At 53.3% G+C, this 26,352-nt stretch carries 18 protein-coding genes and 2 tRNA genes; 14 read left to right on the top strand and 6 right to left on the bottom strand.

The genetic code is table 11. The annotated features are described in order from the left end of the window. Positions 1 to 112 precede the first annotated feature (112 nt). The 6 genes from GX659_00850 (at position 113) to GX659_00825 (ending at position 7,633) form a co-directional block, all read left to right on the top strand. Complete coding sequence (locus tag GX659_00850) at positions 113 to 1,663, top strand: ABC transporter substrate-binding protein (protein NLD27337.1); 1,551 nt, start codon at positions 113 to 115, stop codon at positions 1,661 to 1,663. 183 nt (positions 1,664 to 1,846) lie between these two features. Beyond that, a complete protein-coding gene (locus GX659_00845; GenBank protein NLD27336.1) occupies positions 1,847 to 2,767 on the top strand; it encodes an ABC transporter permease in 921 nt (306 codons plus the stop codon). Positions 2,768 to 2,963: 196 nt separating this feature from the next. Beyond that, positions 2,964 to 3,767, top strand: coding sequence for an ABC transporter permease (locus GX659_00840; GenBank protein ID NLD27335.1), 804 nt, complete (start codon positions 2,964 to 2,966; stop codon positions 3,765 to 3,767). A 286-nt stretch (positions 3,768 to 4,053) separates the two neighbouring features. Beyond that, on the top strand, positions 4,054 to 5,052 hold the full coding sequence (gene nagZ / locus GX659_00835; protein NLD27334.1) for a beta-N-acetylhexosaminidase: 999 nt from the start codon (positions 4,054 to 4,056) through the stop codon (positions 5,050 to 5,052). Between the two features lie 255 nt (positions 5,053 to 5,307). Beyond that, positions 5,308 to 6,540, top strand: a complete 1,233-nt coding sequence (locus GX659_00830) for a hypothetical protein (protein ID NLD27333.1) — start codon at positions 5,308 to 5,310, stop codon at positions 6,538 to 6,540. Between the two features lie 19 nt (positions 6,541 to 6,559). Next, positions 6,560 to 7,633, top strand: a complete 1,074-nt coding sequence (locus tag GX659_00825; GenBank protein ID NLD27332.1) for a hypothetical protein — start codon at positions 6,560 to 6,562, stop codon at positions 7,631 to 7,633. A gap of 477 nt (positions 7,634 to 8,110) precedes the next feature. Here the strand turns inward: GX659_00825 and GX659_00820 are convergent, their stop codons facing one another. Continuing rightward, entirely contained in the window at positions 8,111 to 8,290 is a 180-nt protein-coding gene (locus GX659_00820) for a hypothetical protein (protein ID NLD27331.1), read from the bottom strand. Between the two features lie 214 nt (positions 8,291 to 8,504). On the opposite strand from GX659_00820, the gene GX659_00815 reads away from it, so the two are divergent. From GX659_00815 to GX659_00805, 3 genes are all read left to right on the top strand, one after another. Continuing rightward, a tRNA-Lys gene (locus tag GX659_00815) sits at positions 8,505 to 8,577 on the top strand. Between the two features lie 237 nt (positions 8,578 to 8,814). Beyond that, complete coding sequence (locus GX659_00810; GenBank protein NLD27330.1) at positions 8,815 to 8,985, top strand: hypothetical protein; 171 nt, start codon at positions 8,815 to 8,817, stop codon at positions 8,983 to 8,985. 39 nt (positions 8,986 to 9,024) lie between these two features. Then, a tRNA-Glu gene (locus tag GX659_00805) sits at positions 9,025 to 9,100 on the top strand. A 304-nt stretch (positions 9,101 to 9,404) separates the two neighbouring features. On the opposite strand, the gene mtgA is transcribed toward GX659_00805, so the two are convergent. Next, positions 9,405 to 10,079, bottom strand: a complete 675-nt coding sequence (mtgA, locus tag GX659_00800) for a monofunctional biosynthetic peptidoglycan transglycosylase (protein NLD27329.1) — start codon at positions 10,077 to 10,079, stop codon at positions 9,405 to 9,407. 139 nt (positions 10,080 to 10,218) lie between these two features. On the opposite strand from mtgA, the gene GX659_00795 reads away from it, so the two are divergent. Genes GX659_00795 through GX659_00785 form a run of 3 tightly spaced genes read left to right on the top strand, consistent with a single transcriptional unit; the run spans position 10,219 to position 12,958 of the window. Further along, a complete protein-coding gene (locus GX659_00795; GenBank protein ID NLD27328.1) occupies positions 10,219 to 10,776 on the top strand; it encodes a dCTP deaminase in 558 nt (185 codons plus the stop codon). A 9-nt stretch (positions 10,777 to 10,785) separates the two neighbouring features. After that, complete coding sequence (locus tag GX659_00790; protein NLD27327.1) at positions 10,786 to 11,745, top strand: DnaJ domain-containing protein; 960 nt, start codon at positions 10,786 to 10,788, stop codon at positions 11,743 to 11,745. A 34-nt stretch (positions 11,746 to 11,779) separates the two neighbouring features. Continuing rightward, positions 11,780 to 12,958 (top strand): thiolase family protein, encoded by a 1,179-nt coding sequence (locus tag GX659_00785; protein ID NLD27326.1) that lies wholly within the window; start codon positions 11,780 to 11,782, stop codon positions 12,956 to 12,958. Between the two features lie 143 nt (positions 12,959 to 13,101). Here the strand turns inward: GX659_00785 and GX659_00780 are convergent, their stop codons facing one another. Beyond that, complete coding sequence (locus GX659_00780) at positions 13,102 to 13,920, bottom strand: hypothetical protein (protein ID NLD27325.1); 819 nt, start codon at positions 13,918 to 13,920, stop codon at positions 13,102 to 13,104. A 95-nt stretch (positions 13,921 to 14,015) separates the two neighbouring features. On the opposite strand from GX659_00780, the gene GX659_00775 reads away from it, so the two are divergent. Then, on the top strand, positions 14,016 to 14,549 hold the full coding sequence (locus GX659_00775) for a nicotinate-nicotinamide nucleotide adenylyltransferase (protein NLD27324.1): 534 nt from the start codon (positions 14,016 to 14,018) through the stop codon (positions 14,547 to 14,549). Between the two features lie 35 nt (positions 14,550 to 14,584). Here GX659_00775 and GX659_00770 read toward each other — a convergent pair whose 3' ends face one another. Continuing rightward, entirely contained in the window at positions 14,585 to 16,159 is a 1,575-nt protein-coding gene (locus tag GX659_00770) for a hypothetical protein (protein ID NLD27323.1), read from the bottom strand. Between the two features lie 43 nt (positions 16,160 to 16,202). After that, entirely contained in the window at positions 16,203 to 19,967 is a 3,765-nt protein-coding gene (locus GX659_00765; protein NLD27322.1) for a hypothetical protein, read from the bottom strand. Between the two features lie 191 nt (positions 19,968 to 20,158). Here GX659_00765 and GX659_00760 point away from each other — a divergent pair, with 191 nt between their 5' ends. Beyond that, positions 20,159 to 23,491 carry a hypothetical protein gene (locus GX659_00760; protein ID NLD27321.1) on the top strand — a complete coding sequence of 1,111 codons (3,333 nt, stop codon included), beginning with the start codon at positions 20,159 to 20,161 and terminating at the stop codon, positions 23,489 to 23,491. A 22-nt stretch (positions 23,492 to 23,513) separates the two neighbouring features. On the opposite strand, the gene GX659_00755 is transcribed toward GX659_00760, so the two are convergent. Further along, a complete protein-coding gene (locus GX659_00755) occupies positions 23,514 to 26,096 on the bottom strand; it encodes a VWA domain-containing protein (GenBank protein NLD27320.1) in 2,583 nt (860 codons plus the stop codon). Positions 26,097 to 26,352 lie beyond the last annotated feature (256 nt).

Raw genomic sequence — 26,352 nt, 5'->3', positions numbered from 1 at the left:
GGGGGGCTTTTTCTCATCCTCGAATGATTTAATCGGGGATCACGTAAAAACCGCATCCCGCGATCTGACTGATCGTACCACCGCCGCAGCTGGCGGTTTAAAGAATGCGGGAATGATGAGGCCTCTCTCGTTACGGTTTGGACTTCTGGTCTGCCTGATCTCGATGATCCTCTCCTTCTCCTGCTCGCGCTCCGCCGAAACGGATTTCACGCTTAGGGTAGGTATTCCAAACGGCCCGGTAACTCTCGACACGAGGCTTGCCACGGACTCGTACGGGATAATGATCTCCCGTCTCATCGGCGACGGGCTCTTCAAGCTCACCCCAAACTTCGAAGTCGTCCCCAATCTGGTCGAAAGCTACGAGCAGCCGAGCGAGACGATCTACATCTTTCGTATCAGGGAAGGGGTGAAGTTTCATAACGGACTTCCTCTGACCGCGGAGGATGTGGAGTATACTTACAAGTCGATACTGGGAAGCGAGCTCAACTCCCCATTCAAAGGGGCCTTCGACAGGGTCAAGGCTATGGAGGTGCTGTCGCCGACATCGATCAGGATAGAACTCAAGGAGCCCTATGCGCCATTTCTGACCGTTCTGGGAATAGGAATCGTCCCGAAAAAGACCGCTTCTGAGATGGGCGAGGGCTTCGGGACCGCCCCCGTCGGCACTGGCCCGTACAAGCTCATTCGATTCGTTTCCGATTCCATAGTGGAGCTTGAGGCCAACGCCGAATATTACGGCGAGATTCCCAAAACCAGGAAGCTGACCTTCGACGTCATCAAGGATGACAATGTCAGAATCCTCAAGCTCATGAAAGGGGAGATAGATCTGGTACAGAACGGAATTCCGCCGATGCTTATCGATAAGATTCTGGAAGACCCCGCTATAAAGATGAAATCGGATACGAGCGTCGTTGTTACCTATCTCGGGTTCAACCTTTCCGATCCCATTCTCAAAAACGGGCTCGTTCGGGGGGCGATAGCGCATGCCATAGACAGGGATGCGATAATAGGGCATCGTTTCAAGGGGCTCGCGGTGAAAGCCAACTCGATACTCGCGCCGGAGAACTGGGCATATAACAGCGAGCTTAGGGGGTACGACTTCGATCCCTCGCAGGCGAAGAGGATGCTGGACGAGGCCGGTTTTCCGGATCCGGATGGAGATGGCCCCGGGAAGCGCTTTGTAATCGTGTACAAGACCTCGACGGTAAAGGAGCGCATCGACATAGCACAGATGATAGCGCATCAGCTTGGCGATGTCGGCATCGGAGTTCGCGTCGAGCCTTACGAGTGGGGAAAATTCTACGGTGATATCAGAAAGGGAAATTTTCAGATGTATTCGCTCTCATGGTCGCTGCTCACCGAGCCCGATATGTTCTATGACATCTGCCACACCTCCCAGCTCGCTCCAAAGGGAGTCAACAGGAACAGGTATAGCGATCCTGAGGTGGACGATCTGGTGCTCCTCGGAAGGGTGACGATGGATCGCGCCAGGCGCAAGGAGATCTATGCGCGGGTGCAGCAAATCCTCTTGCAGGATCTTCCATACCTTCCGCTCTGGTACGAGAAAAATGTGGTGCTTTACAGGGATAATCTCATCGGCGTAACGCTTCGTCCCGATGGCGACCTGCATACGCTTGTAGGGGTGGAGAAGAAAAAAAGGTGATTGCTGACTCGTGAATGGTGACTGGCGGAAGAACAGGTTCAGGTTGAGGCTAAGGTTAAGTTGATCGGCTGGCAAGGGATTCCCGCCTAAGGCGTGCGGGAATGACATTACGGTTGTCATCCCCGAGTGCTTTAATCGGGGATCCAGTAAAAGCCGTGACTTGAACAAATTGAAAGGTATGAAATGGTCCTTGTGTACATCATAAAAAGACTGCTCGCCGCGCTGCCTGTTCTTCTGGCGGTCTCGACTATCGTCTTCTTTCTCATCCACGCAATCCCCGGAGATCCGGTCGATCTGATACTCGGGGATAACGCGATCCAGGCCGATCGTGCGGAGCTCATCAAAAATCTCCATCTCGATGAGCCTGTTGCAAAGCAGTACGGAAGATTTTTGGCAGGGCTTTTTACTGGCGACCTCGGCAATTCGATCTACGACAAGCGTCCTGTTACATCCTATATCCGCGACCGCTTCGGTTCCACCTTCATCCTTTCGGTCTGTGCGATGTTCGTGGCAGTAGCAATAGCGATTCCTGCAGGCATCCTTGCTGCGGTGAAGAAGGGGACCTTCTGGGACCAGTCGGCCATGTTCGTATCTCTCTTCGGAATATCGATTCCGAACTTCTGGTTGGGGCCGGTTCTGATACTTATCTTTTCGGTGAAGCTAGGCTGGCTTCCTATCTCCGGGCGCGAGAGCCTTTCATCCCTGATACTTCCATCCGTAACGCTTGGCGCTGCGCTAGCTGCCATGCTTTCGAGACTGACGCGCTCCTCGATGATAGAGGAGATCTCTCGCGAATACGTGACCACCGCGCGCGCGAAGGGGCTCTCCGAATGCAGGGTCATCTTCAAGCACGCCCTTCGGAATGCCTTGAATCCGATAATCACAATAATCGGATTGCAGACCGCAGCCCTTCTGGCAGGGACGATAATCACGGAGAAGATATTCAACTGGCCGGGGCTTGGAATGCTTCTGCTGGATTCTATTGCAAGGCGAGATTATCCGGTGGTGCAAGGGTGTATCATAGTTATTTCCTTTGCGTACGTTTTGATAAATACGGCGACGGATGTATTTTACAAGGTTGCGGATCCGAAGGTGAGGATATAAAGGCCGTGACTCGTAACTGGTGAACGGTTGGAACCCCGCGTTAGCGGCGGCTTACAGCGTGCGGGAATGACATTCATGGTGTCATTCCCGAATAACGAGAAGGTTGTCATCCCCGAATGGTGTAATCGGTGATCCCGCAACGACCGCGGCTGGTGTATAGACCATTGACCTAAAAAACAGGCTAAGGCTGAGGTTGATGAAAACTCTGACTTCAAAAATTGGTGCGGTGCTTGTCGCGATCCTGATCGTCGCAGCGATCTTCGCCCCGTGGCTCGCCCCTCACGATCCGGGCAAATACAATCTCGACATGGCCTTTGCAGCCCCGTCGCTGGAATATCCGCTCGGCAACGATGCCGATGGACGCGACATACTTTCGCGCATCATCTATGGCGCTCGCATATCCCTCGGGATAGGGATTGTGGTCACCGCAGTTTCCATGCTTCTGGGTAGCCTCATAGGGGTGTGGTCTGGATACGCCGGAGGTATCCCCGACAAAATTTTCATATTTTTTTCGGATGTTTTTCTGGCCTTCCCCGGCTTTCTCTTCGCGATAGCCATCGCCGCTTTTCTTCAGCCTTCGATCGTGAATGTGATCTTCATCCTCTGCCTGAAGGGATGGGTTACCTTTGCTCGCCTCGTGCGCGGCCAGACGATGTCACTCAGGGAGCGCGAGTTCGTCGCAGCAGGGAGGGCGATCGGCGCCGGAAAATGGCGCATCTATCTGAGGCACCTTTTCCCGAATATGATAGGTCCGATTCTCGTGAACGCCAGCTTCGGCATGGCGGGGGTGATAATGGTCGAGTCTTCGCTCTCCTTTCTTGGACTCGGTGTTCCCGTCGATGCCGCGAGCTGGGGGGTGATGCTCGATCAGGGGACGAAATATCTTTTGATAGCCCCGCATCTTTCGATATATCCCGGCGTGGCCATAATGCTCGTCGTGCTCGGTTTCAATTTTCTGGGGGACGGACTGCGCGACGCGCTCGCGCCGAAGAACAGATAGCACCCCTGACTCGTGACTGGTGAGCGGTGAACGGTTGGAACGAGATTCCCGCCTGCCCCGCGTTAGCGGCGGCTTACAGCGTGCGGGAATGACATTCATGGTGTCATCCCCGAATGGTGTAATCGAGGATCCCGTAACAAGCGTGACTGGGAAAAACAGAAGCTAGAAGCGAGAGGCTGGAAGCTAGAAAAAGCGGAGATTAGAAATCTCGCTTCTCACTTCTAGATTCTAGTTTCTTCCTCTTACTCGAAAACAGCTATTCATGCTCGGCATTATCGGAGGTTATATGCGACAGGAGGCCGGACAGCTGATGATGGTCGGAGTACCTGGCACCGCGATGACCGTGGAACTTGCCCAGTTTATGCGGCGAGTCCGTCCTGCGGGAGTCATCCTCTTTTCAAGGAATGTGAAATCCCTTTCACAGCTGCGCAGTTTTATAGCCGACCTTCGCAGTGAGGGGGGAAATGACCTCATCATCTCAGTGGATGAGGAGGGGGGAAGGGTGCGTCGGCTGGTCTCCCCCTTTCCTAAGCTTCCCCCTGCCGCCGAATATGAAAATATGAGAGAGCCGCGCGCCTCCGTAAAGCAACTCGTTTCGAAGGCGGCCTGTGAAATGGCGAAGCTCGGGATCGATCTCGATTTTGCGCCCGTTCTCGACGTGGCGACAAATCCGAAAAATCCGGCGATAGGGGATCGCGCCTTTTCTGCGAGTGCCGCCGTGGTCGCCGATCTCGGTGCTGAATTCATTCGCGCCCTCGAGCAAAATGGAGTGGGGGCCTGCGGCAAGCACTTTCCGGGGCATGGGGATACCGACCTCGACTCCCATTTGGCGCTCCCCGTTCTCAGGCACTCGCGCGCGCGCTTTGATGAATGCGAGCTTATTCCATTTCATGTTGCCGCAAGGATGGGGGTTGCTTCAATCATGACCGCTCATATCCTCGTTCCTGCGCTGGATCCGAAATTTCCCGCTTCGATATCGAAGTCGATCGTAACCGGCCTCCTTAGAAACGAGATCGGATACCGCGGGCTGATCCTCACCGATGACCTCGAGATGAAGGGGATTTCGGACAGCCATCCCCCTGAGAAGTCCGCTTCGATGGCGATTTCGGCCGGAAATGACGCCGTGCTGGTCTGTTCCGGAGACCTTGTGCTGGAGAACCGTGTTTTCGATTCCATTTCGGGCGCGATTTCATCCGGCGAGCTCATGCGGCAACAGGTCGAGTCATCGATCTCACGCATAGATGAATTTCGCTCCCGATTTTCCTCCAGTCACGAGTCACGGTAGTCACCAGCTGCCCCTTCATCCGTCAGACGGAGCAACTCGCATCCCTCCGGGGGTTTTCTTTTAAAGTTTATATAAATCAATATATTAAATCGAATATCTATAATCGACTTCATTATTTTTCCGCTTGGCTTGTCAATTGCATAGTCAAGTGGCGAAGTACCCCGTCCCGGCGGGAGTTATTATGTAATAAGCTGTAAATACAACTAGTTACATATATTGAACCCCGGGCGCAGGTGGTGAGAGGAGTCCCAAGAGATGAGCGAGGTTGGAATCAAAAAATTTGGGGATGGCTGGCAGCAATCGAAGAAGAGCACCTCGGAGAAGTTGGCTGAAAAGCGCGAAGGCTCCGCCGTCAGGGAGGGCTCACAGGCCTCTAAAGCCATGGATATGGCTAATTCTTCCCCTCCCGATCCCTCTAGAAGAAGGGAGGGGGCGGCTGCGCCTTTAAAAGGCCCCGAGATAGATGTGGGGAGGGGGGATAATCAGAGGGCTGAAAGGGCTCCTCTGGAAAGCCATGGCCGCGCCGCTGCCGAAAGCTCGCAGGCATCGAAGGAGTTCCTGAAAAACAGGGCCGATGCCGCAAACCTTAAAAGCCTCGAAACAAAGATGCCGGCCGCGCAGGCAAAGGCTCTCGATCCGGCCGCTACGGCGACCAGAAACCCCATTCTCGACAAGGGGCCATCGGCTAGAACCGAGTTCGTAGGAGATCCCCAAAAGGCCCCGAATCAGGGGGGGATGAATGCCGATCGGGGGGCGCGCCCATCCATCCGTGATAAGGGACCCGAACACCAGACAGGCAGAAAAAAGGAGGGGGGAAGAGGGGCATCGGATAAGGGGAATAAATCCGCGGCTAAGCTGACTTCTGCTGTGGATGCGAAGGATATTCCAAAGAGCGCCGATCCGGCCCGCGCTGAAGGGGCTCTAGCGGCCTCGGTGACACAGGATGTCGCGAAACCCTCCAAATCCGGCGAATCCGACAAAAAAACCGGCCGCAAGGGTGGGGAAAAGGGCTCCGAAAGAAAAACTGGATCATCGAAAGGGAGTGGATCGATCGCCTACGCCGGCGGATCGAATGCTGCGCGCGATCTAAACGCCATGCTAGGAGGCTTTGGCTCCGGCACCGGCGAAGAGGGGGAAAATAGGGATGAAGCGGTCTCCGCTCCCGCGGGAATAGCGGCATCAGCAGAGGGGGTGGAAGCAGGGGCGATTCCGGAAAGCGACCCGAGCTTTGTGGTCTATAGCGAATTCGACACCTCCCACCCCGGCGTGGAGATGGTGAAATCCAAGGCCCAGCTCTACGGGCGGCTGATAGAGAAAAAGACGCGGTTGACGGAGATAGCCAAGCTCAATTCGGAGCTCACGGAAAAGATATCCGACCTCTTCAAGGCGAAGGGGCTTAAGGATCGCCTGATCGGCGATCTCAAGGATGAAATCAAACTCGCGGACATGCTCGGCTCGCCTTATGGCGGCAACATGCTTCGCGGCTAGTTAGGGAAGCGAGGGGACTATGGCTTTATCTGGCGGATTTAGAGTTGAAGATGGGATGATTCATAACCCTGCCGGATTTCTGGGCGCCCTTTCGAACGTAACGAAAAGCGCGGAGGATTTTATCACCGGGCGCATCGGCAGCTCATTTGGAGAATCCAACTTCGCTATGTTCGGCGCAGGCGACTCTCCCGCGGCCAGCATGATAGCTGCGGGGTCGGGCCAGCTTTCCAAACTTTTTGCGGAGAACGCCCGTAGCCTGATAGCTCAGCAGCAGGGGCCGGGGCTTTCATATGATCCCGTCGCCGAATTCATGAAGATGCAGGGGCCTGAGGCGCCGAACTTTAGCGGTGCCGCGCCGGCTCACTCCGCTCCCCCGCCGCCGGCGCAAAGGGGAGGCTCCAACAGTCTAAACATAGATGCGAGCGCCAAGCCCTCCGAAACGATCGATGATGCAAAGTTTAAGGATACGATCGCCGATAATAAGGGATACGGTGAGAATAATGCAGGCCAATTGTTAACAATCATACAAAATAAGGCAGATGGCGATGTAAAAAAGGCCAAAGAACTTTTAAGATCCCTCCCGAGCTCTGGAGGGGAGCTCTGGCGCAGGGATTTTGCCGAGTGGTACCTCACCAAAATTCTTGGCAAGAGTGCGGAGGAGGCGAAGAAAGTGGTTGAGAAAAGAGTCTATGGCAAGGGGGAGGAGGTTGAGCTAACTAGGATTCCGAAAGGGGATAAAAAAACAAAAGGGGTCGTAACAGCGCAGGCGTTTAATGTTAGTGAATGGCCCGATAGTGTCGAAGCCAATAATCTAAATGTAGTTTTTTATGATAGTAATGGGACTTGGTGCGTGGAGGATGGTGGCAAACTAGGACAATATTCTCCCCTCGAAGGGGCGACGGGGAATATTCTATCCTCAGATAATTCTAAAACTACACTTACGCTAAGACCTGCATATCGAAAAGGGGTTGAGGGGATGGATGTGAACGGGTTGATTGGGCTTTTGAAACCGGGGGAGGGGGGGGGAAGGTTGAAGTCGCCGACGTCACTGGTCAAACTGCTGCTTCTGAATCCACCACAACCACTGCCGTAGTTCCTTCTGATTCACAACCAGTAAGGGCAGTATCCAATAAAACATTGTCACGATCCAGAACCACCAGTTCCCGTCAAGGAAGGAGTTCCCAAGTGAGCTGGAGTCCTGAGGCTAGGAATGATTTAGTGAATACGGCGAGGCGGATCATCTCTAACATCCGATAGCTCTGTTTTTCCCACTCACGGTTGTTACGGGATCCCCGATTACACCACTCGGGGATGACAATCACGCCGTCATTCCCGCATGCTGTAAGCGGGAATCCCGTTCCAAGCGTTCACCACTCACAAGTCACGGTTGTTGTGGGGATGACAAGCGCACAGCTTTTAGAGTCGCCCTGAATTTGCTGATTTTTCGGAGGTTACTTAAAGTCATACCCTTCACTTTCGAATTTTTATCCTTGGTCAAATATCGGAGGCCTCCCTAAAAAAAAGGCCTCGCATGATGCGAGGCCTTTCCGGCAGTTCGCCATTTCAAAAACTAGATATCGCGGTCCTTTATCGTCTGACGGCCGTTGGCCTTCGCCCTTTCGATGGCCTTCGTAAGAAGCTCGCGGACCGCGTCAGAAATAGCGTCCACCGCTGTTTCCGAGGTCTGCAGACCCTGTTCCTTCACGAAATCCTTAACCTTCGAAACTACTACCAATGTTTCCTTCGCCATACCCCCTCCTTTTTATGTTTAAAAAATTTCGGCGAAGTTTTAAGTATCGGCTGACGATTGTCAAATCAAAAAGAGGTTGAAAGCCCTCCTTTAAGAGCAAAAAATGAGTTTAAAGGGGCTTAGGGCAATTGACACGACAACTGTCATCTGCTAGGTTCCGCCGACTTTTTGAAGGCTCTTTTTGTTGCAGCCTCGCTATTTGATAAGGGTTTTTGGGCCGCTAGCTCAGTTGGTAGAGCACATCCCTTTTAAGGATGTGGTCCCGAGTTCGAGCCTCGGGCGGCTCACAGTAAGGGCAGTTGATAGTGCTTAGTGTTTAGTTGGGAGGACCCGGATTGGGTACGTATAAAGAATTGAAGGTTTGGCAGGTGAATCAGGAGTGCATAAAAGAATCTCTATCGCTCTTTGAAAAATTACCGAATAGCTATCCAATCCAGCATATCGTCAAACAATTATTTAGTGCGATATCATCCGTAGGCGCGAATGTTGCGTAAGGCTAGGACAGCTACGAAGGAAAGGAATTCATCAGATATTGGAATATATCCATAAGATCTGCAATAGAATTGGATCACTGGATCGCTACATTGCAGAATTTGGGCACCGCGGTTGATAAATTAGAAAAATTACGATATGCGAACTTAGGAGTAATTAAAATGCTCAAAGGTTTGAAGCATTCAATAGGGAATAAACGGTAACTAAACACTACTCACTAAGCACTATCGGCTGTATTAAACGTCCCCATCATCTAGAGGCCTAGGATACCGCCCTTTCACGGCGGCGACCGGGGTTCGAATCCCCGTGGGGACGCCAAGTAGAAGAAGAAGCCATTTCGGAGACAATCTGAAATGGCTTTTTTTAAGGAACCTCTGAGAAGTTAGCTGTAACAATAACTTCGACCATGGACGATTGACCATCGACCAAAACATCAAGAAGCTAGAATCTAGAAGTGAGTTACCAGTCACGGTCGTTGCTGGATCCCCGATTAAAGCACTCGGGGATGACAACCTTTTCGTCACTCGGGGATGACACAATGAATGTCATTCCCGCATGCTGTAAGCCGCCGCTAACGCGGGGTTCCGACCGTTAACCAGTTGCGAGTCACCAGTCACGGGTGTTACAGCCGTCCCTCTATCGATGAGATCCTGCGTTGCAGGTAGGGGCCGCCGCGATTTCGGTCGTAGAATTTTGGACGTGGCAGAATCGCCGCGAGAAATGCCGCTTCATGCCTGGAAAGATGTTTGGCTTTCTTTCCAAAATAGTGATTTGCCGCTGCCTCCGCACCGAATATTCCGTTCCCCCATTCGGCGACGTTGAGATATATCTCGAGAATTCTTTCCTTGGATAGCGTGTTTTCCAGTTTGAAGGTTATCAGTATTTCCTTGAGCTTGCGAAAGAGGTTCTTGTCGGGGCTCAAGTAGAGATTTTTTGCCAACTGCATCGTGATCGTAGAGCCGCCGCGGCTGAACTTCCCGCGCTGCATGTTTATCTCCGCTGCTTTTTTTATCGCCTTCCAGTCAACCCCCTCATGTTCCTCGAAGCGGTCATCCTCGGCCAGGATGACGGCGGTGCGAAGGTGAGGGGATATCTCACTTATAGGAACGTAATTTCTCAGGGGTTTCTTTTCACTCTTCCACATGAAGGAGGTCCTCCACGGGATACGCCAGAGGAGGGGAGTTACATCGGGGGTTGAGATCGCCATGGTGATCGTACATATATATATGAAAGTGCAGATGAGGGCGGTCGGGAGTATAATTCGATTCCTTGAAAGCGACTGGTTACAGTTTTGCATCTCTTATTCCGCCCCCGGCGTGCCGGATATCCGGCATCCCCGCCCCTCGTGATAACGGATGGTAAAGCTTGTCATTCCGATAAGGTGCGTATATAAGGCGCTTCAATATCCACATTTTAGAAACAAACAAGGAGTTTTTATGGCGGTGAAGTCCGACAGCTGGATAAAGCGCATGGCGACGGAAAATGGGATGATAGAGCCCTTCGAGGAAAAACAGGTGAGGGAGGGGATATCCTACGGGCTTTCTTCCTACGGCTACGACTTCAGGATCGGCCCAACATTCAAGATTTTTGAGCCGCGACAGAACGCTGTTATGGACCCGAAGGCCGATTCGTCGGGGAATTTTCGCGATTACGAAGGCGAATTTTGCGACATTCCCCCGGGCAGCTACGTTCTCGCCAAGACGATAGAATATTTCCGAATCCCGCGCGACGTGGTCACCATCTGCTTCGGCAAGTCCACCTATGCCCGCTGCGGCGTCGATATCCACGTGACACCCTTCGAGCCGGAATGGGAAGGGCACGCCACGATAGCTATTTCTAACAGGACTCCTCTTCCCGCCAGAATTTATGCTGGTGAGGGGATGGGTCAGATTCTTTTTTTGCAGTCCGATCAGGCGTGCGCCCTCTCCTACGCGGACAAAAAGGGGAAATATCAGGCGCAGAAAAATATAACTTTAGCTAAGGGGAACGGCTGAGGTGCTTGGATGAAAGATTATTATCAGGTTCTGGGCGTCCCCCGCGGGGCGAGCGTCGATGAAATAAAAAAGGCCTATCGCAGGCTCGCGAAGCAGTATCATCCCGACGTCAACAAGGGGGAGAAGGGGGCTGAGGAACGTTTCAAAGAGATATCAGAGGCGTACAACGTCCTCTCCGATCCCGAGCAGCGCAAGAAATACGATATGTTCGGCAGTGCATTCGATGGCGCCGGGCAGGATTTCAGCGGATTCAGATGGCAGAGCACGGGGGGCGGGCAGGGTTTCGATCCTTCCCAGATAAACTTCGGAGATATTGGAGACCTCGGAGATATCCTCGGCGACCTCTTCAACATGGGAGGGGTTAGAAGAAAGACGTACTCCCCCGGCGATGCGCGCAGGTCTTCCTATCAGCCCACGGTAAACGGGCAGGATACCTTCGCGGATGTGGAGGTATCATTTGATGATGCCATAGAAGGAACCGAGCGCAGAATATCGATCAGGCGAGGGGATAGGACCGAAAATCTCACCGTAAAAATTCCGGCCGGTGTGGACAACGGCTCGAAGGTCAGGATAAGCGGCAAGGGCCAGCCCGGTTTTGGCGGTGGGAAGGATGGCGATCTCTATTTACGGATTCATGTGACGCCGCATCCGCTCTTCTGGCGGGAGGGGGCCGATATCTATACCGAGATTCCCGTGACGATCTACGATGCGGTCCTGGGAGCAAGTGTCGAGGTGCCGACAACCGGAGGCAGTGCGAAAATGAAGATCCCGGTTGGGACGGCCGGCGGACAGAAATTCCGCCTTTCCGGCAAAGGGGCTCCGGTTCTGGGAAAGCGAGGCAAGCGCGGAGATCAGTACGTGATCGTGAAGGTAGTGCCTCCGAAGAAGCTCTCCGCCGAGGCGAAGAAGGCCTTCGAATCGATTGCCGAGCAGTTCCCGTATGATCCAAAAGGGTTTGATTCGCAGTAAGGAGGATTTTTAAAAATTCAAATGGGAGGAGATTATGACACGCACGGTTATCGTTTCAGCGGCAAGAACTCCGATCGGAAGTTTTCAGGGCGCGCTTTCTCAGCTTCGCGCTCCTGATATCGGAGCTGTCACCATAAGATCGGTTTGCGACAGGTCAAAGGTCGATCCTTCATCTATAGATGGTGTGATAATGGGCTGCGTGCTTCCCGCCGGATTGGGGCAGTCGCCAGCGAGGCAGGCCTCGCTTGCCGCCGATCTTCCCGATTCGGTCGGGGTTCTCACGGTCAACAAGGTCTGCAGCTCCGGACTCGTCAGCATAATGCTGGCGGATAAGACCATTCGCGCAGGAGATGCCGAGATAGTCGTCGCAGGCGGAATGGAATCGATGAGCAATCCTCCCTACTATCTGCCGAATGCTCGCGGAGGTTTGCGGATGGGCGACAGCAAACTCGTGGACGGGATGATCTTCGATGGGCTGTGGGATATCTATAGCGATACGCACATGGGAACCTGCGCGGAACTTTGTGCCGAAAAATATTCATTCACTCGCGAGATGCAGGACGCCTATGCGATAGAGAGCTATAACAGAGCGCAGAGGGCGATTGCGGATGGCTTATTCAAGGAGGAAATAGCTCCAGTGGAAGTTCCCCAGCGGAAAGGGAACCCCGTGATCTGCGATACCGACGAGGAACCTTCGCGTGTCAACTTCGAGAAGCTTCCAACCCTCAAGGCCCCGTTTAAGAAAGACGGTACGATCACTCCGGCAAACGCGAGTTCGATATCTGACGGTGCCGCATCGGTTCTGGTGATGAGCGAAGAGAGGGCGAAGAAGCTGGGGCTGAAACCCATGGTTTCGATAATCGCTCATGCCAGTTTTTCGCAGGCTCCGGAGTGGTTTACAACCGCACCGGTCGGAGCGATCAAGGCGGTGCTGAAAAAGGCAAATCTTTCCATTTCCGATATCGACCTTTTCGAGATCAACGAGGCCTTTTCCGCGGTTGTCATGGCTGCGATAAAGGAATTTTCGCTCGATCCAGCCCTGGTGAACGTGAATGGCGGAGCGGTGGCACTGGGTCACCCGATAGGCGCATCAGGCGCGCGGATAATGGTTACGCTGATTCACGCCCTGCGCAAGTCAGGTAAAAAACGCGGGCTTGCTGCCATCTGCAACGGAGGAGGCGAGGCGACGGCGATGATTGTCGAGATGCCTTGAAAGCCGTAACTGGTAAAGGTCGTCATCCCCGAGTGACGAGAAGGTTGTCATCCCCGAATGATGAGAAGATCGTCATCCCCGAGTGCTTTAATCGGGGATCCCGCAACAACCGTGACTCGTGACTGGAGAAGAAGAACTCTGGATTACAAAAATACTTTTATCGGTGATTTGGATCTCCTTGCGGAAAGGACTTGCCCCTTCCTTACGGGATGCACTATGCAGGAGCCATCGACGAATATGTAGGCATCCCTCAGCGGGGTTATTTCAAAAGGTTCATCCTGATTTATCAGTCCGCCCAAGAGTTTATAATCTTTCATCTGAGCCGCATACGGCTCTCTCACGCGGTACTGGAGCTCATGAGATTCTGCATCGAGTTGAACGCCACCTGCTGCGAGTATGGCCGCGCTCGATCCAGCCCCCGTCGATATCCAGATTCCGGAACTTCTTTGATGCTCCGATTCTCCACCGACTTTTATCACGTAACGAGACATCTCTGCGGGAGAATTTCTCGCGAAGAGTATGTCGTTGAGCGCGAGGTTTTTTACCGGGACTCCGTCTATCGATGCCTCGATCCGCTGCAGTTTTTTTGGTGCGAGCTTTCCGGAGGCTATTTCCTTGAGGACGTCATGTACGTTGTCGATGTCGGCGCGGCAGAAAAAACCTATCGAATATCCGGGCATCGAATTTATGCCGAGCATGGGTATTTCGCCTGCGAACTGCGATGCTATAAGAAATGTCCCGTCCCCTCCGACGGTGGCGATGAGGTCGGCAGGGAGGCCTGCGTGCATGCACTCTCTTTCGATCAGATCGCAGGCAAGCCCCATCTCTTCAACGGCCCTGCGGACCGCATCGATGGTTTTTTTATGTTCTACGGGGAAATCCGGGCTTCCCTCGAAACGCGTGTTCTCACGTTCGACCCGCCCGGGGTTTTTGAAAACTATAATTACGCGGTTGAGTTTCATATCGGCGGCGTATATTAATTGTGCGGAGGGCGCTTAGCAAGCCCTCTTCTTTGTCCGACGCTTTGCACAGGCGTGGGGCTTCAGAAAGGGGAGGAGTGAGGAACAGAGTCGCAATTTTTGGGGGTTCGTTCAATCCGCCTCATCGCGGCCATACCGAAATATGCAGGTGGATTTTTGACAGGGGGCTGGCTGACGAGGTGATAGTCGTCCCGTGCTTTATCCATCCTTTTTCCAAATCGCTCGAAAAATTCGAGCACAGGCTGGCGATGCTCCATCTGGCCCTTTCACCTCTTCCCTTTCCTATCAGGGTCAGCGACATAGAGCGTGAAATGGGAGGGGTCAGCATAACCCTTCGGACGATCGAACGGCTGAAAAAAAGGGATCCCGACAGCAGATTCCTTCTGGTTGCTGGCAGCGATATCAGGGGGGATATCTCAAAGTGGCATCAGTTCGAACGCATCAGGGGAGAGGTTGAAATAATCGAGATTCCGCGCGGCAGCGAATCGAGGATACCGAATATAAGTTCCACCGATGTGCGCGAAAAAATCCGCAGCGGCAGGCGCTTTCATGAGGATCTGGAAAAGGCGGTGGCGATGTACATAATAACCCATGGCCTCTATAGGGAGTGAGCGCGTCTTATAGTTTTAGATTTGTCGAGAATTTTCTAGAAGGTCGTTCCTCCGGTTATCAGCAGATCCCAATTTCCGGTGAAGTCGCTAAACGCTTTAGGCCCGAAGCTGATGCCGGGGGAGTCTTCCCTATTTTTCCAGAGTGGAATTATCACGTCCCCGCCGCCCGCGACGCCGACGCGTGCTCCGGCATCTTTGCCGAAGCGGATCACCGTATCGAGGCCGCCGTAAACCCTGAAGTACTTGTGCCTGTACTGCGGACCCATCGATGTGTGGATCTCCTGGCTTTTGTCCGTGCCGCCGAGCATTACTGCGAGCGATGTGAAGAGGGGTAATGACCTGAAATCGTTGTGAAGGACAAGCGCAGCCCTCTTGTCTTTGACCGCATATCCGGCTGAGATGCTGCGACTCCTTACCACTTTCGAAACCCTGCCGGGCGATATCACGAGTGAAATGTTCGAGCCCGCGCCTGCGGAGGTCAAAGGTGAATAGCTGACTCCCTCTCCGACTCCGGCCAGAAGAAAATTCAGGCCGAATGCGGCGAGATCGACTATCTCTTCGCGAAAGAGAATCTGATCCTGCGTTAGTGAACGTCGCGACTCGACGCTGCTTATCCCCGCCGCCGCATATGCCCCCATCCTTGCCGCGGTCAGAAAGTCTCCGATTCCGCCGCTGGCAGAGGCGTCGCCGTAGAGAAATAATGATCCTCCTCCTCTGAGTAGATATCCCGTGAAGTAGCCCCAGAAGGCCTTGGAACGAAGGTGATCCGCGACCGGATCGGAAAAACCTCCGAGGAGCGATGCCGCCATCATGAAGTAGGGGACCGTGGCAAGGGGGCCTTGAGACGATCCTTCCTCTCCGATCAGCCCGTATTCCGCAAGGCGCTGCTGTCCGTCGGAAAGGGTGTTGTTCATCGCGTAGCGGAAGACCATCCCCTGTGCGAGTGAATAGAAGCCGAGAAGTTCCTCGCCTATGCTGAGATTGGTTTCAAAATTTCCCTTCGTTTTCAGGGAATGTGGTCCGTGGTCGAAGCCCATGTTGAACATCGTGTTCAACGAAAGTCGGTTGTATTCAGAAGTGTGGCCCCCGAAGATTATTCCGTAGTAGCCGCTGAGTCCTAGGTTCATTCGCCATCTTCCGCCGAGGTTGATTTCGGATGTGAGCCCGACCTCGGTTCCTATGTCCATCGTGTATTTCGTGCTTTCTTCGCCGATCATCGCGGCATTGATGTCGGAGTGGCCAAGGCCGATGAGCGAGAGCGACTCATTCTTCAGCGAGAATGCGAGTTGTCCTGAATCTCCAAATATGCGCCCGATCGCTCCTTTGGAACCGCCGCCGAATTGAAGCCCCCAGTGTGAACTCTTCGCGGCTGAGGAGTTGCCTTTGGAATATGATTGCATGAACTGGAGCTCGATGAGATTTGAACGGTCGAATGTGTCGGCGAATTCAAAATCGAGCGCCGCACCTATTCTCAAACCGCTTCCTTCGGATATCGGAGTGGAAAAATTATAGCCGACCTTGAGTTCGGCCCCTATCCCAAAGGAATCTGAAAGGGATAACTCTTCCCTTGGATCCTTGATTTTTATTTCGGGGAAAAATCTTTCAGCCATGACGGCATCCTTCCGCCGGAGGTCTTAGCCTCCGCAAAGATCGTTATTCCGACAGAGATTGCTGGCCCTCCGCATCCCTTTCGTTGAACGCCCTGTCATAGCAGCGACTTCCTTCGAACTCTTCCTCTCGCCCCAGCGGATCGCAGATCCATCCCTTCATGACGACGAACATCATGACATCCTTGAAGGCAAAGGAGAGCTCTTCGTTGGAACCGAACTTGGCGCCGGTCACTATCGTGAGGGTGCCGGTTTCGTGATCAACTGGCTTTCCGCGCAGATATGCGGAACCTCCGGTGTAGGACGAGCCTTCTCCGGGGCATCCAGCGGGTATCGTTCCCTCTTCGTCTTTGAAAAGTAGCCCTTCGATGTAGCGCCAGGAATCGTATATCTTCCCGCCGATCAGGACGTCCTGAGAGTTGGTCTTGCATATCGGAGGGGATATCAGCTTGGGATCGTCGAGGTTAATCTTGAACTCCGACTTGGAGATGTTGATTTTCTCGTCGGGAAGCATATTGAAATCTTCCGGGCTTTTTTGTGGCTTCAACATTTCGGTGGTGAATGTCATGTGAAATACTTCGTCCATCGGCGGATAGTTTCCGAGCGGGCCGCCGGGGTTGTGGAAAAAGGTCGGGCCGAAAAATCTAAGTCCAACCTCCTCGAACACGATGGCGCCGTCGATAGAATAGTATCCGGTGTTCACATCCTTCAGCGTCTGTTTTTTATTCACGCGGTTGCAGAGATTTTCATATTCCCCGCCGTCCATCTCTTCTGAAGTGTGAAATGCCGGGCTGTCGAATCTTCCACCCGAGGCGTAGAAGAAGGCGCATGCCCCTTTTTCGCCTGACTTCACGCCCGACTTGGTGAATTTTTTAAGTCCTTCAGGATCGCATGGATTCACCACTTCGCAATCCGACGGCATGTCGGGCTTTGGAACCCCGGGGGGTGGAAGGGGGCCCGGATATGAGAGAGTCGATGTAAATATTCTCCATCCATTCGACTTAAGGTCTTCGGGGACGTTAGGGTATCCGTTAAAAATTCCCTTTTTGTCGGAAGCGAGTTCACTATCGTGAAGGAGGCTGGCGAAGTCGAAGGCGTTTTCCTCAGGGTAGTCGGTGGTGACGGGGTGCGTATCCACCGCCCTGAATACCGAGGTTACTCCGTCACCTGGAGTACTTACGATCTCCTGGCCATCGGTGGACGTGATATGCATCTCGTCGAACGGATCGAGAATTATGGCGCCTAAAAAAACTTCATAGTCGGAATCTTTCAGTTTTCCTTCCTCCTGTAAAAATCTTCGATCGTGCTTGGATGAAATGGAGGAAAGTCCTGGAAATTTTGGATTAAGAATCGCGGACATCGTCTGGGTAACTCTCAGGACCATCATTCCCGATCTCGGGTTTATGGCCGCTTTGAGTACAGCCGACATCGTAGTTTGCCGGTAGGATCCGTCCGGGTTTTTTGCCGGGTTGCCTGCTGAGTCCAGTTCCTGTGCCACTATCTTCAGATCGGCGTTGAATATTCCTTTCTTGAGGCTGGTCCCTTCCTGACGGTGAAAATTGATGCATCCGAAGAGGGGCATATTCTCCGTAGTGAACGCCCCGGGGAGGAGATCGAACCCCTTCGATGAGAGCGATACCGGGGCAAGCTCGAAGATCTCGTCCACCATCTCTCCGCTGGATTCGTCTATCACCGGGATGGAACAACGGAAACCCTTGCCTGATTCCGGTATGGCGGAGTCTATCTTCTCCCTGCTGTCGAGCCAGCGGAACATATCCTTATCTTCGCCCTCTATCGATATCGATACGACGCGCATCGCGCTTTGTGAGGTGTCGGAGGTGCGCATGAACATTGGAAATGATATGTCAGTGGTTTCGGCCGTCACCCCCTTGAAGGGGAATTCCTTCTTATTCGCCACGTATTTCGATCCGCCGGAGGTCTTGAAATATATTTCCAGCGCCGGGCTTTCCTGGATCGTGGTCGTTCCGGAAACCTCGGTTTTTATCTCCCCGTCGGATGTGAGTATCTTGAGGATGGCGCGGTCTTTGACCTCGCTTCCGATTCCGGCCATCTGTCCGTCTGCGCCGAGCAGGTCATCGGGCTGATAGGTCACTACGACATACATCGATGTTTCATCATAGCTGGGCTGGAAAGGTGGAAGGGTGGCCGGGAGTTTGCTGCCTGAAAAATCGCCTCCTCCGGAGAGCGCCTTCGCTATTTTGTCGCTTATCTCCTTCATGCTCTTTGCGACGAAGATGGCATTTTTGGGAATCGCGAACTGTCCGCGCGATTTGCTATCGGGAAGCTCCTCTATGGCTATCGAGGTTATTTGCAGCGGGTTTGTGCCGGAATTTTTTATCGCAAGAACCTGCTTTTTCGCGTCCAGCGATATTCCGGTGTTTCCCTTGAGATCTATAGTCAGTAGCGGAGCCGCATCCGGATATAGTGCGCTGCAGGATGAGTCAACTTCGGCCATCGGGTTTCCTTCCGTAGATATGGGAAGTAGTGAACAGGGCTCGGATGAGGGATCTCCGCATGCTGTGCATTCCGTGTAGGAAGGGGTGCCGGAGCAGTCCAGCTCCTTGCAGCGGAAGAATTTTCTCTGAGTGCTGGCCGGAAGGGCCGAGCCACCTATCTCTACCATCTCTACGCCGGGATCCTTCGTGTTGCCGTTTTCATCCAACAGGTCGATCGATCCCTTTCCGGATTTTGAAAGGGCGGTCGCGCGCAATATGAACTGATCCGAGCCTATTGCTATGGATTCAGTTATGACTCCCGGTTCCGTGTTTTCTATGGACGGACGGAAGGTGACATTTAGCGATATGGACTCTCCACCCTTGAGGGTTCTGTTTAGCGACTGCACAGATTCCAGGTAGAAGGGACCCTTCTTGGAGGGGAGCGATATCTGCTGTACGGTCGAACCGATGTTGGTCGCGCGAAATTTTCTGCTGCTTTCATAGCGCTTCCCGATGTCGAGGTTCGTGTCGGCGATATAGGTTCCGTTCGAGATGTCCAGATACTTATCCCCGGCTATGGGGGCCTCAGTCTGACGGCCGTCAGGATCGACAAAAAGCGCTGTCACCGAAATATTCTTCTCGCCACCTCCTCCGCATTCGCTGAGGGAGGGGGATATCGCTCCGGTGAATAAGGCTTGCATGGAAGCGCCCTTGAGATATGTATCGGCTGCCGGGATTATCGATCCGAGCACGGTGCCTATCGCAAGCTTCATTGCCCCTGAGGCGTCCGGGGGAGAACCGCTCGCGGGCTGAAGATGCGGCAGCTCCTCGGTTGCTTTTGTGGTCAATGTCAGATTGGGGACTTCGCCGACTATCCCCAGAGCGGATATGAAGAAAGAAAATCCGCTCATGCTTATGTTTCCAGATGAATCGACGGGGCCCTCCGCAATGTTGGAGGTGCCATCGCTGTTTCCTCTGGCGTTGATGGTTATGGGGACAGGCAGACCGCCCCCCTCGAATTGTATATCGGGAAATTCCGAGCCTATCAGCTTTGCCGATGATCCGGAGATGTGAATTGGGAAAGGGGGAACTTCGCCGCAGAGTTCTTCTCCCTCGCCGATGCCAGCCTCTATATTATCCCCTTTGATCTGGACGCAGAGGCGCGATGTGAATGTTATGGTGCATTTTCTTCCGGTGACGTTTTCACTCGGCGCCTTTGCTTCATCGGTTTCCCCTGCCGGAGGAGGAAAATAGACTGGGGTGAAATCGTCCCCGGCGCAGGATGAAAATAGAACGGCGCAGCAGGCAAGTAAGGCCGCCGCCCCGCGGATTTTTACTTCGATTCTGTTTGCCATATGTGGCATCTTTATCGTCCGGTCTTAAAAAAAGTTGCGCGACTTTCGAAACTCCGATTCTCGGGGGACCCTAGCCCCTTGGATGATCCATCGGCAATATGCGCCGCTCCGGCCCCCTGCGTCATATAATTGACACAGGCGGGCTTTTTTAACGCAACTTTTTTCTTTAACGGACGAGAAAGGGGGCAAGTATGAGAAGAGTTAAAAATATAGCTCTCCCTGCGGCACAGCTCCTGCTGTTCCTGTTGATAGTCTGCGCTGGGCGCGTCTCTGATGCAGGAGTGCATCATTATATTGCGAAGATAAGAAGCTGGTGGCAGGACTCATCGATATCTTCTTCTTCTTCTTCTTCTTTGCAACGATCGATCTCCTTTTCCGACGAGGATGTGGATAAGCTTCCGGAGAAGGAGAGAAATGTCGGCAGCGAGAAAAACCCCGGCATGTGCCAGATACCGCGTCAGCCGGAGATAGTGATCTGCGAAATCGGCTCAGGTTTTTTGTGCGTCGATTCGCCGCCGGGAGGAGTGGACTCGGAATATTTTGTCATGCGCGGAACCATAGATATGCAGGGATCGGTCCTCGCAAAACTTCGCATTGCGGTTCAGCATGAATATACCAAGGCGATAAGCTATGTCGATACATCTTCCTACGATACATCCGGATGCTGGGATGCAAGCAGAAACAGCGACAGGCTCTGCATAGACAGGGAAGGAAGATACTCGGTAAGAGTTCCTCTGTCTTCACCGGGCCCGCATGCGGTATCGATTTCTGCGAGCAGACTCTCGGGCGATGCGGTCGAAAAAAGAATTCGAACTAGCCGCGTGGTCAGGCCCTCGCTTACGGATGCACAGGTCATTTTTTCGCCCGACGTAAAATCTTCGGGCACGTTGGATCCCGGCATTGTAATGGTAACGCTGGACCTTCTTCCCGACTGCAGTTTTTGCGATTTTATTGGGGCTTCCACTGGCGGGCTTGAAGTTTCAGTGAAAAATTCCACGGTCGGTGCGGGTGGGGAGAAGAGAGAGATAGCTTGCGTGACCAACGTGGAGCAGGGCGGCCAGGGAAAATTTTTCGTTGGAGTCCCCGTCTTGCCCGGGGATAATGAGCTTCTGATAAAGGTCTGCAATGCCGCCACCGGCGATCAGTGCGTGCTTTTAAAGCCTTATGAATTCAAGGTTTCCGGGGAGGTGCCGAAGCTGGAAATAATTTCTCCCCCTCCTCATCCATCCTACGATGCAGATCAGTATCCGACCATATCATGGGATTTCCGCCTTGGCGGTGGAATCGAATGCGTTGACGTGCAGTTGAATCGCGAGGAGCCGCGCGAGCTGTGTGCCGACCCGTCGGGAGTTTTTTCGGCGGAGATAGAGCCTCGGGAGGGGATCAATATAGCCAGCATGGAATCAAAAGAGGGACACCAGTTTTCCTGGACCTTCGGCTGGGGGCGCATCGAGAGCCCTTTTTCAGAAAATGGATCGATGAGGGTGTCGAAGGCCGCCGCGCTGTCATTGTCCAGCGGGTTTTTAAGAAACGCGCTTGTTCCGTTCATAAATAATATCCTAGGCGCGGATGAGTTTACGACACTTTTAGCCTCGATCTTCATGGGGGAGCCGGAGGCGGATCCTTCAGGCGACGATGGCGCGAAAAGCACAACATCGACTGAAGCCGTTTCGATAGATGGATGCGAGGAGAAGGGCGCCGGTCCGGAATATAAAATTGAGCTTGCTGGAATTCCACAGATAGGTTCGATCGCAATATCCTCCTTCGATCTAGCGGAGGGTGAAATTTCAATAGTTCTGGAACTTGAAAATACAAGAGCGGACTTGAATGTTTCAACGGACGCAGATGGCGACGGTCTTTCGGACAAAGATCCTCTCCCCCTTTTCGTTTCCTTCCGGAAGGCGACTGTGGATCTCCTTGTGAAGAGGGAAAGGAAGGGAGATGGCGACTATCTTATTTTTTCCAGCCGCCATGACGACTGCTCCTACAAGGGGAAGAAATATTGCAAACATATTCCTTCGCCGCTTGTTCTCGAGAACATAGTGGGGGATGCGTCTCCCTTCGGGCATTTCATCTGGTGCGACGTGAAGCGGGCATCCTCCTCCGTCAGGGAAACATGCAAGGCGTTCAACTCGATTCACGCGCAGACGGCGGCTGTCAATGATGCGATTCTCGATGCCGTCAACAAGCTGATCTATTGTGGGGGGTCCTCATATGCGACGGGCCTGATGCGAGGATATCTCTCTATGGAACTTCCTCTCGGCGAGGAGGGGGGCGACGGGATATTCGGCGGAATTTTGCCTGCGATTAAACTTCCACTTGGCTTCAAGCTTGGGGGGGATAGCGAAATCACGTCGAAGGGGCTTACTGCAGCGATAGACCTTGCAGTTGGGAACAAGAAGCACTTCGCAGGGATTCCTCCCGGTAACATGGTTGAAAGCGCGGGAGTCATACTCACATCCGGCGATATCTCGTCTTCATACAACAGATATTCGAAGGGACTGGGAGTTTCGCTACTGCTCGATGCCGTGAACGCTCTTCTGTACACGGGGATTGCGCATGGAGATGGCAAATCGGTTAAAGGGCTTCTCGACATAGACATCCATGAGCCTTTTTTTGGAAAGATCGGTTTTGATTTCGTCAATGAGTGCGATGCCTTCGAGCCGGTGCCTGGAGTGAAGGATTCTATTCCGACCCTTTGCTATGTGAGGCCGAGGGTCATGGAGCTTCTCGGTTCTGCGCTTTCCGGATACGGTTATTTTACGCCCAAGCAGCCGCTGCTCATGGCTATAAGAGGCAACAGGGCGCTGGCTCCGAGGCTCTCAGTTTCCTCGGTGGAAAAGATGCCGGTGGTTCCAAGGAGCGGTGATCTGAATTTTTCCGGCGATTCGGAAGTCCCAGAGGGAAACCTCCTCGAAATACAGCTCGGCGGGGTCGAACTTTCCTTCTATGCCCTTGAAATAGATCAGTCCCAGCCAGCCGACCGTTATGGAAATCTGCCGATCAAGTTGGATTCCAGCGGAAAGCCGATAATAAAATCGATGCGCCCCAAGGATCCGGATCCGTGGAAAGGGCAGATCGTAAGTTTCGATGTCAGCGCTCTGATAGGGATAGAGGTCGGCGATTTTGAAATGGATGAGTCGAGCGAAAGCGGGTATTCAATAAAAATAAGAACGCTTTCGGACAGGTCGAGGCTTCTGATAACTCCGATCGAGGGGACCAACGCGACCACCATTCCATCGCGAAGACTCATATCGAGCCTTGCGGATCAGTTGATGACGGCGCTTGCGGCCTATTCACCCAAGGCCAGCGCCATTGCTATCCCCGTTCCTTCGAACTTTTCCTTCGAAGGGCAGGAGGACACCGTGCTCGGCATGACGGGGCTTGCTTCCATAGAGCTCGGTCCGGACGGCATAGAATTGGCGGCGGACGATGGCTCCAACAGAATCAACATTCTCGCCAACATAATCCTCGAGCAGATGCTTCACTACTCTGGAGAGGAAAAGCGCTTCGTCCTGCATTGAGTGAGCGGGCGTCGGCGGCGCTTTAGAATCTCAATATCTGTTCAACGACCTCGTTGTCGCCGATATCGATGTTGATCCATTTTTTGAGGACCACCGAGAGATCTTCGTCCTTGTAACTCGCCTCGAGGTAGTATTTTCCTGGATCGATTTCAAAGATTTCCCAATCGTCGCCTGTGACTCCGCTTATTATTTCGCGGTCGGCTCCGTATTCGAAAACTTTGAACTTGCAGGTGATGATCTTGTTGTTCGGCCCGCGTCCTATTATCTTCAGTTTGCCCGTCGTGTAGATAGCCTCATGGCTGGAGGATTTGCCATCTTCTACTTTCAGGTCGCGGAGCCAGATCATCGGCTTGGTTCCGGTGGCGGACGCGATGTCTATCGCGAGCGCGTCATATACGCCGGGGGCGAGGTCAAAGACGACCCAGTCCGAGGTGGGGGGCGCGTTCGATACGACTTCATCGGAGGCTGCCCGGTAGATCGTGAACTGTGTTTTGATCGGAATTTCTTTTGCGTTTCTCCCCCGCAACTTGAGCGTTCCGAGTATGAATTTGATCACCTGTTCGGTAGGCTTCGTTGCGGCTACCTCCACGTTTTGAACGGGAACGGATGGCCTCGGTTCAAGTTCCGATTTCAGGCTCACCGCTACTATGTCGTAAGTTCCGGGAGGAAGCGAGAGCATGACGGGGTCACCCGATTCGGACCTGGCCTTTGCAATGGCAGTGGAATCTTCCTTTTCGCGTATAGTGAACTCGGCGGGGATCTTGTTGTCTTTGCCGTCCACGGCCGAAATTTTCAGGGTTCCCATTTCGAATCTGATTGGAAGCTCTTTTACTTCGGCCGATTTTATTTCGAGTTCCTTGATGCGAGTCCTGGGGCTTGCTGCCATCTTAGGGTCGGTTCCGATCGCGATTATCTCATAAGTGCCTGGAGGGAGCAGTACCGTGCCGCCTGAGCTGTCGAACGCGCCGTTTGCTATCGGGAGGTCCGGGCGACCGGCTTTATAAACCTGATAGACGAATGAAATTTTTTCTTCCTGCGTCGTGACTCCTGTCAGCAGCAACGATCCCTTCTGAAATCGGAATGTCACATCCTTCGATTCACCGAGAGTTACCGCGACATTTTTTTCGTTTATGGAAAATCCCTCCGGGGTGACTTCAGCGAGGTTCGCCATTATGTCGTAACTCTGAGGGGTTAAAAAGACAGGGGTGGACTGCGCCTCGATATCCAGTATGGCCGGAGGACCTGAAGGGCCGTCCGGGCCCAGCGGAATGATTTCGAGTTTTGCAGCGACCGGGCGACCATCGTTATCGAGCGCCAGAAAATTCGCCTGCCCCAGATCGAAGTTGACCGTCTGTTCAACCTTCGTGGTCTCGATTATTTCTACCCCCTTGAGCATCTTGGAAGGCTTGCTCATCTCAGGTGAGGCGTAGTATTCGATCAGCAGATCGTAGGTTCCCGCCGGGAGGTTCAAGAGCTTCGTGCCCATGCTCTCGTCCTGCTTGACGACGCTCTGCGTTCCGGCGCGGAAGACCTTGAGGCGAAATGGAATAGGTGTGGCACCGGCCTTGGCTGAGAGTTTCAGGTTGTAAGGAACTGTGGAGTTCACCGCATCGGAAAGGGCGCTTCGCAGCTCGCTTTCGTTTCTTGCGAGAAAGAATTTTCCGCCGCCGGATTGTGCTATGCATTCCAGCTGTTCACGATCCTGCTGGGCTATGTCGAATGCCACCGTGTTTATGATGTACCCCTGAGCCGAGGTGTCGATCTTTTTGGCGGCCGCGCAGGCATCGGCTCCGCAGTTATCGCCGCCGTCGGAGAGGAGGACAATCACGCGGTCCTCCTCCTTCACGGCAGGGAAATCCGAAAGGGATTTTTCAAGCGCTACCGAAAGGGGGCTCATCCCTTTGGGCTCGATCGCTGATAAGGTTTTTTCTATGGCCTCAAGGACAGGCTCACCCATGGGGAGAAGTAGCTTGGTGTCGTTGCAATCCCCAAGGTCGGCAGGGCTCTCGGACCCGAAAACCCTGATGGCGATATTTCTCGGAAAGTCTTTCTGCTGCTGAATGAACTCGAACATCACTTCGCCCACCGCCTTGCGCAATACCTCGTACTTGGTGCTGCTGCTTGCAGCGAATGGGGCGGACATGCTCCCGGATGCGTCGAGTATCAGGACTATGTTCGTCTTTGCAGTGACGAGCTTGGGCTGAAAGGGAACCTGATGTGGCTCCACGGGCGGTTGATCCGTCGGGGGAGTTATCCCGCTGGCCGAAAGAGAGCTCAGGGCCGGGGTGTCGGAAAGCGCAGCCGCCTTTTCCTTTTGCTCGACGGGGGGGAGCTCCGGGGTGCGGGGACCGAGGGGAGCACTTTCTTTTTCTTCGACGCTCTCCTTTTGCTTCTTGGCCTGCTCCGCTTTTTCCGCGACTGTCGATTCCTTGCCCATCTTTTCGCGGGCGAGCCTAGCTACGCGAGCGCTTCCTTCCAGGACTGGCGGATCTATGCGCTGTTTTGCCTCTGCGGCAGGTCCCCCTCCTTTGCGGGGGGAAGTGCCGACCGACGGTTCCATCTTACCCTTGCACCCCGAAAGCAGGAGGAGGGAAGAAAAAAACACAATAATTACAATTAGTTTAGGTGATTGTCCTCGTCTCATGGGATATAGTTAGCACAGACGGAATCGTTTGAAAATATACTAAGTAACCTCTGAAAAATCAGCAAATTCAGGGCGCCTCTAAAAACTATCCGCTTGTCATCCCCGCAACAACCGTGACTGGGAAAAACAGAAGCTAGAAGCGAGAGGCTAGAAGCTAGAAAAATCTCGCCTGTAAAAATATTGCTTCTCACTTCTAGATTCTAGCTTCTTGATGTTT

The organism is Myxococcales bacterium, assembly GCA_012513515.1.
GTDB lineage: Bacteria > UBA10199 > UBA10199 > 2-02-FULL-44-16 > JAAZCA01 > JAAZCA01.
Note: the sequence above shows the minus strand (reverse complement) of the source record. Positions and strands in the feature narration are given on the sequence as shown.

What these genes read in the sequence shown, in the direction of transcription:
- GX659_00850 (NLD27337.1), top strand. Translation starts at nt 113, where the DNA reads ATGATGAGGCCTCTCTCGTTACGGTTTGGACTTCTGGTCTGCCTGATC.
- GX659_00845 (NLD27336.1), top strand. Translation starts at nt 1,847, where the DNA reads ATGGTCCTTGTGTACATCATAAAAAGACTGCTCGCCGCGCTGCCTGTT.
- GX659_00840 (NLD27335.1), top strand. Translation starts at nt 2,964, where the DNA reads ATGAAAACTCTGACTTCAAAAATTGGTGCGGTGCTTGTCGCGATCCTG.
- nagZ (NLD27334.1), top strand. Translation starts at nt 4,054, where the DNA reads ATGCGACAGGAGGCCGGACAGCTGATGATGGTCGGAGTACCTGGCACC.
- GX659_00830 (NLD27333.1), top strand. Translation starts at nt 5,308, where the DNA reads ATGAGCGAGGTTGGAATCAAAAAATTTGGGGATGGCTGGCAGCAATCG.
- GX659_00825 (NLD27332.1), top strand. Translation starts at nt 6,560, where the DNA reads ATGGCTTTATCTGGCGGATTTAGAGTTGAAGATGGGATGATTCATAAC.
- GX659_00820 (NLD27331.1), bottom strand. Translation starts at nt 8,290, where the DNA reads ATGGCGAAGGAAACATTGGTAGTAGTTTCGAAGGTTAAGGATTTCGTG.
- mtgA (NLD27329.1), bottom strand. Translation starts at nt 10,079, where the DNA reads ATGCAAAACTGTAACCAGTCGCTTTCAAGGAATCGAATTATACTCCCG.
- GX659_00795 (NLD27328.1), top strand. Translation starts at nt 10,219, where the DNA reads ATGGCGGTGAAGTCCGACAGCTGGATAAAGCGCATGGCGACGGAAAAT.
- GX659_00790 (NLD27327.1), top strand. Translation starts at nt 10,786, where the DNA reads ATGAAAGATTATTATCAGGTTCTGGGCGTCCCCCGCGGGGCGAGCGTC.
- GX659_00785 (NLD27326.1), top strand. Translation starts at nt 11,780, where the DNA reads ATGACACGCACGGTTATCGTTTCAGCGGCAAGAACTCCGATCGGAAGT.
- GX659_00780 (NLD27325.1), bottom strand. Translation starts at nt 13,920, where the DNA reads ATGAAACTCAACCGCGTAATTATAGTTTTCAAAAACCCCGGGCGGGTC.
- GX659_00770 (NLD27323.1), bottom strand. Translation starts at nt 16,159, where the DNA reads ATGGCTGAAAGATTTTTCCCCGAAATAAAAATCAAGGATCCAAGGGAA.
- GX659_00765 (NLD27322.1), bottom strand. Translation starts at nt 19,967, where the DNA reads ATGGCAAACAGAATCGAAGTAAAAATCCGCGGGGCGGCGGCCTTACTT.
- GX659_00760 (NLD27321.1), top strand. Translation starts at nt 20,159, where the DNA reads ATGAGAAGAGTTAAAAATATAGCTCTCCCTGCGGCACAGCTCCTGCTG.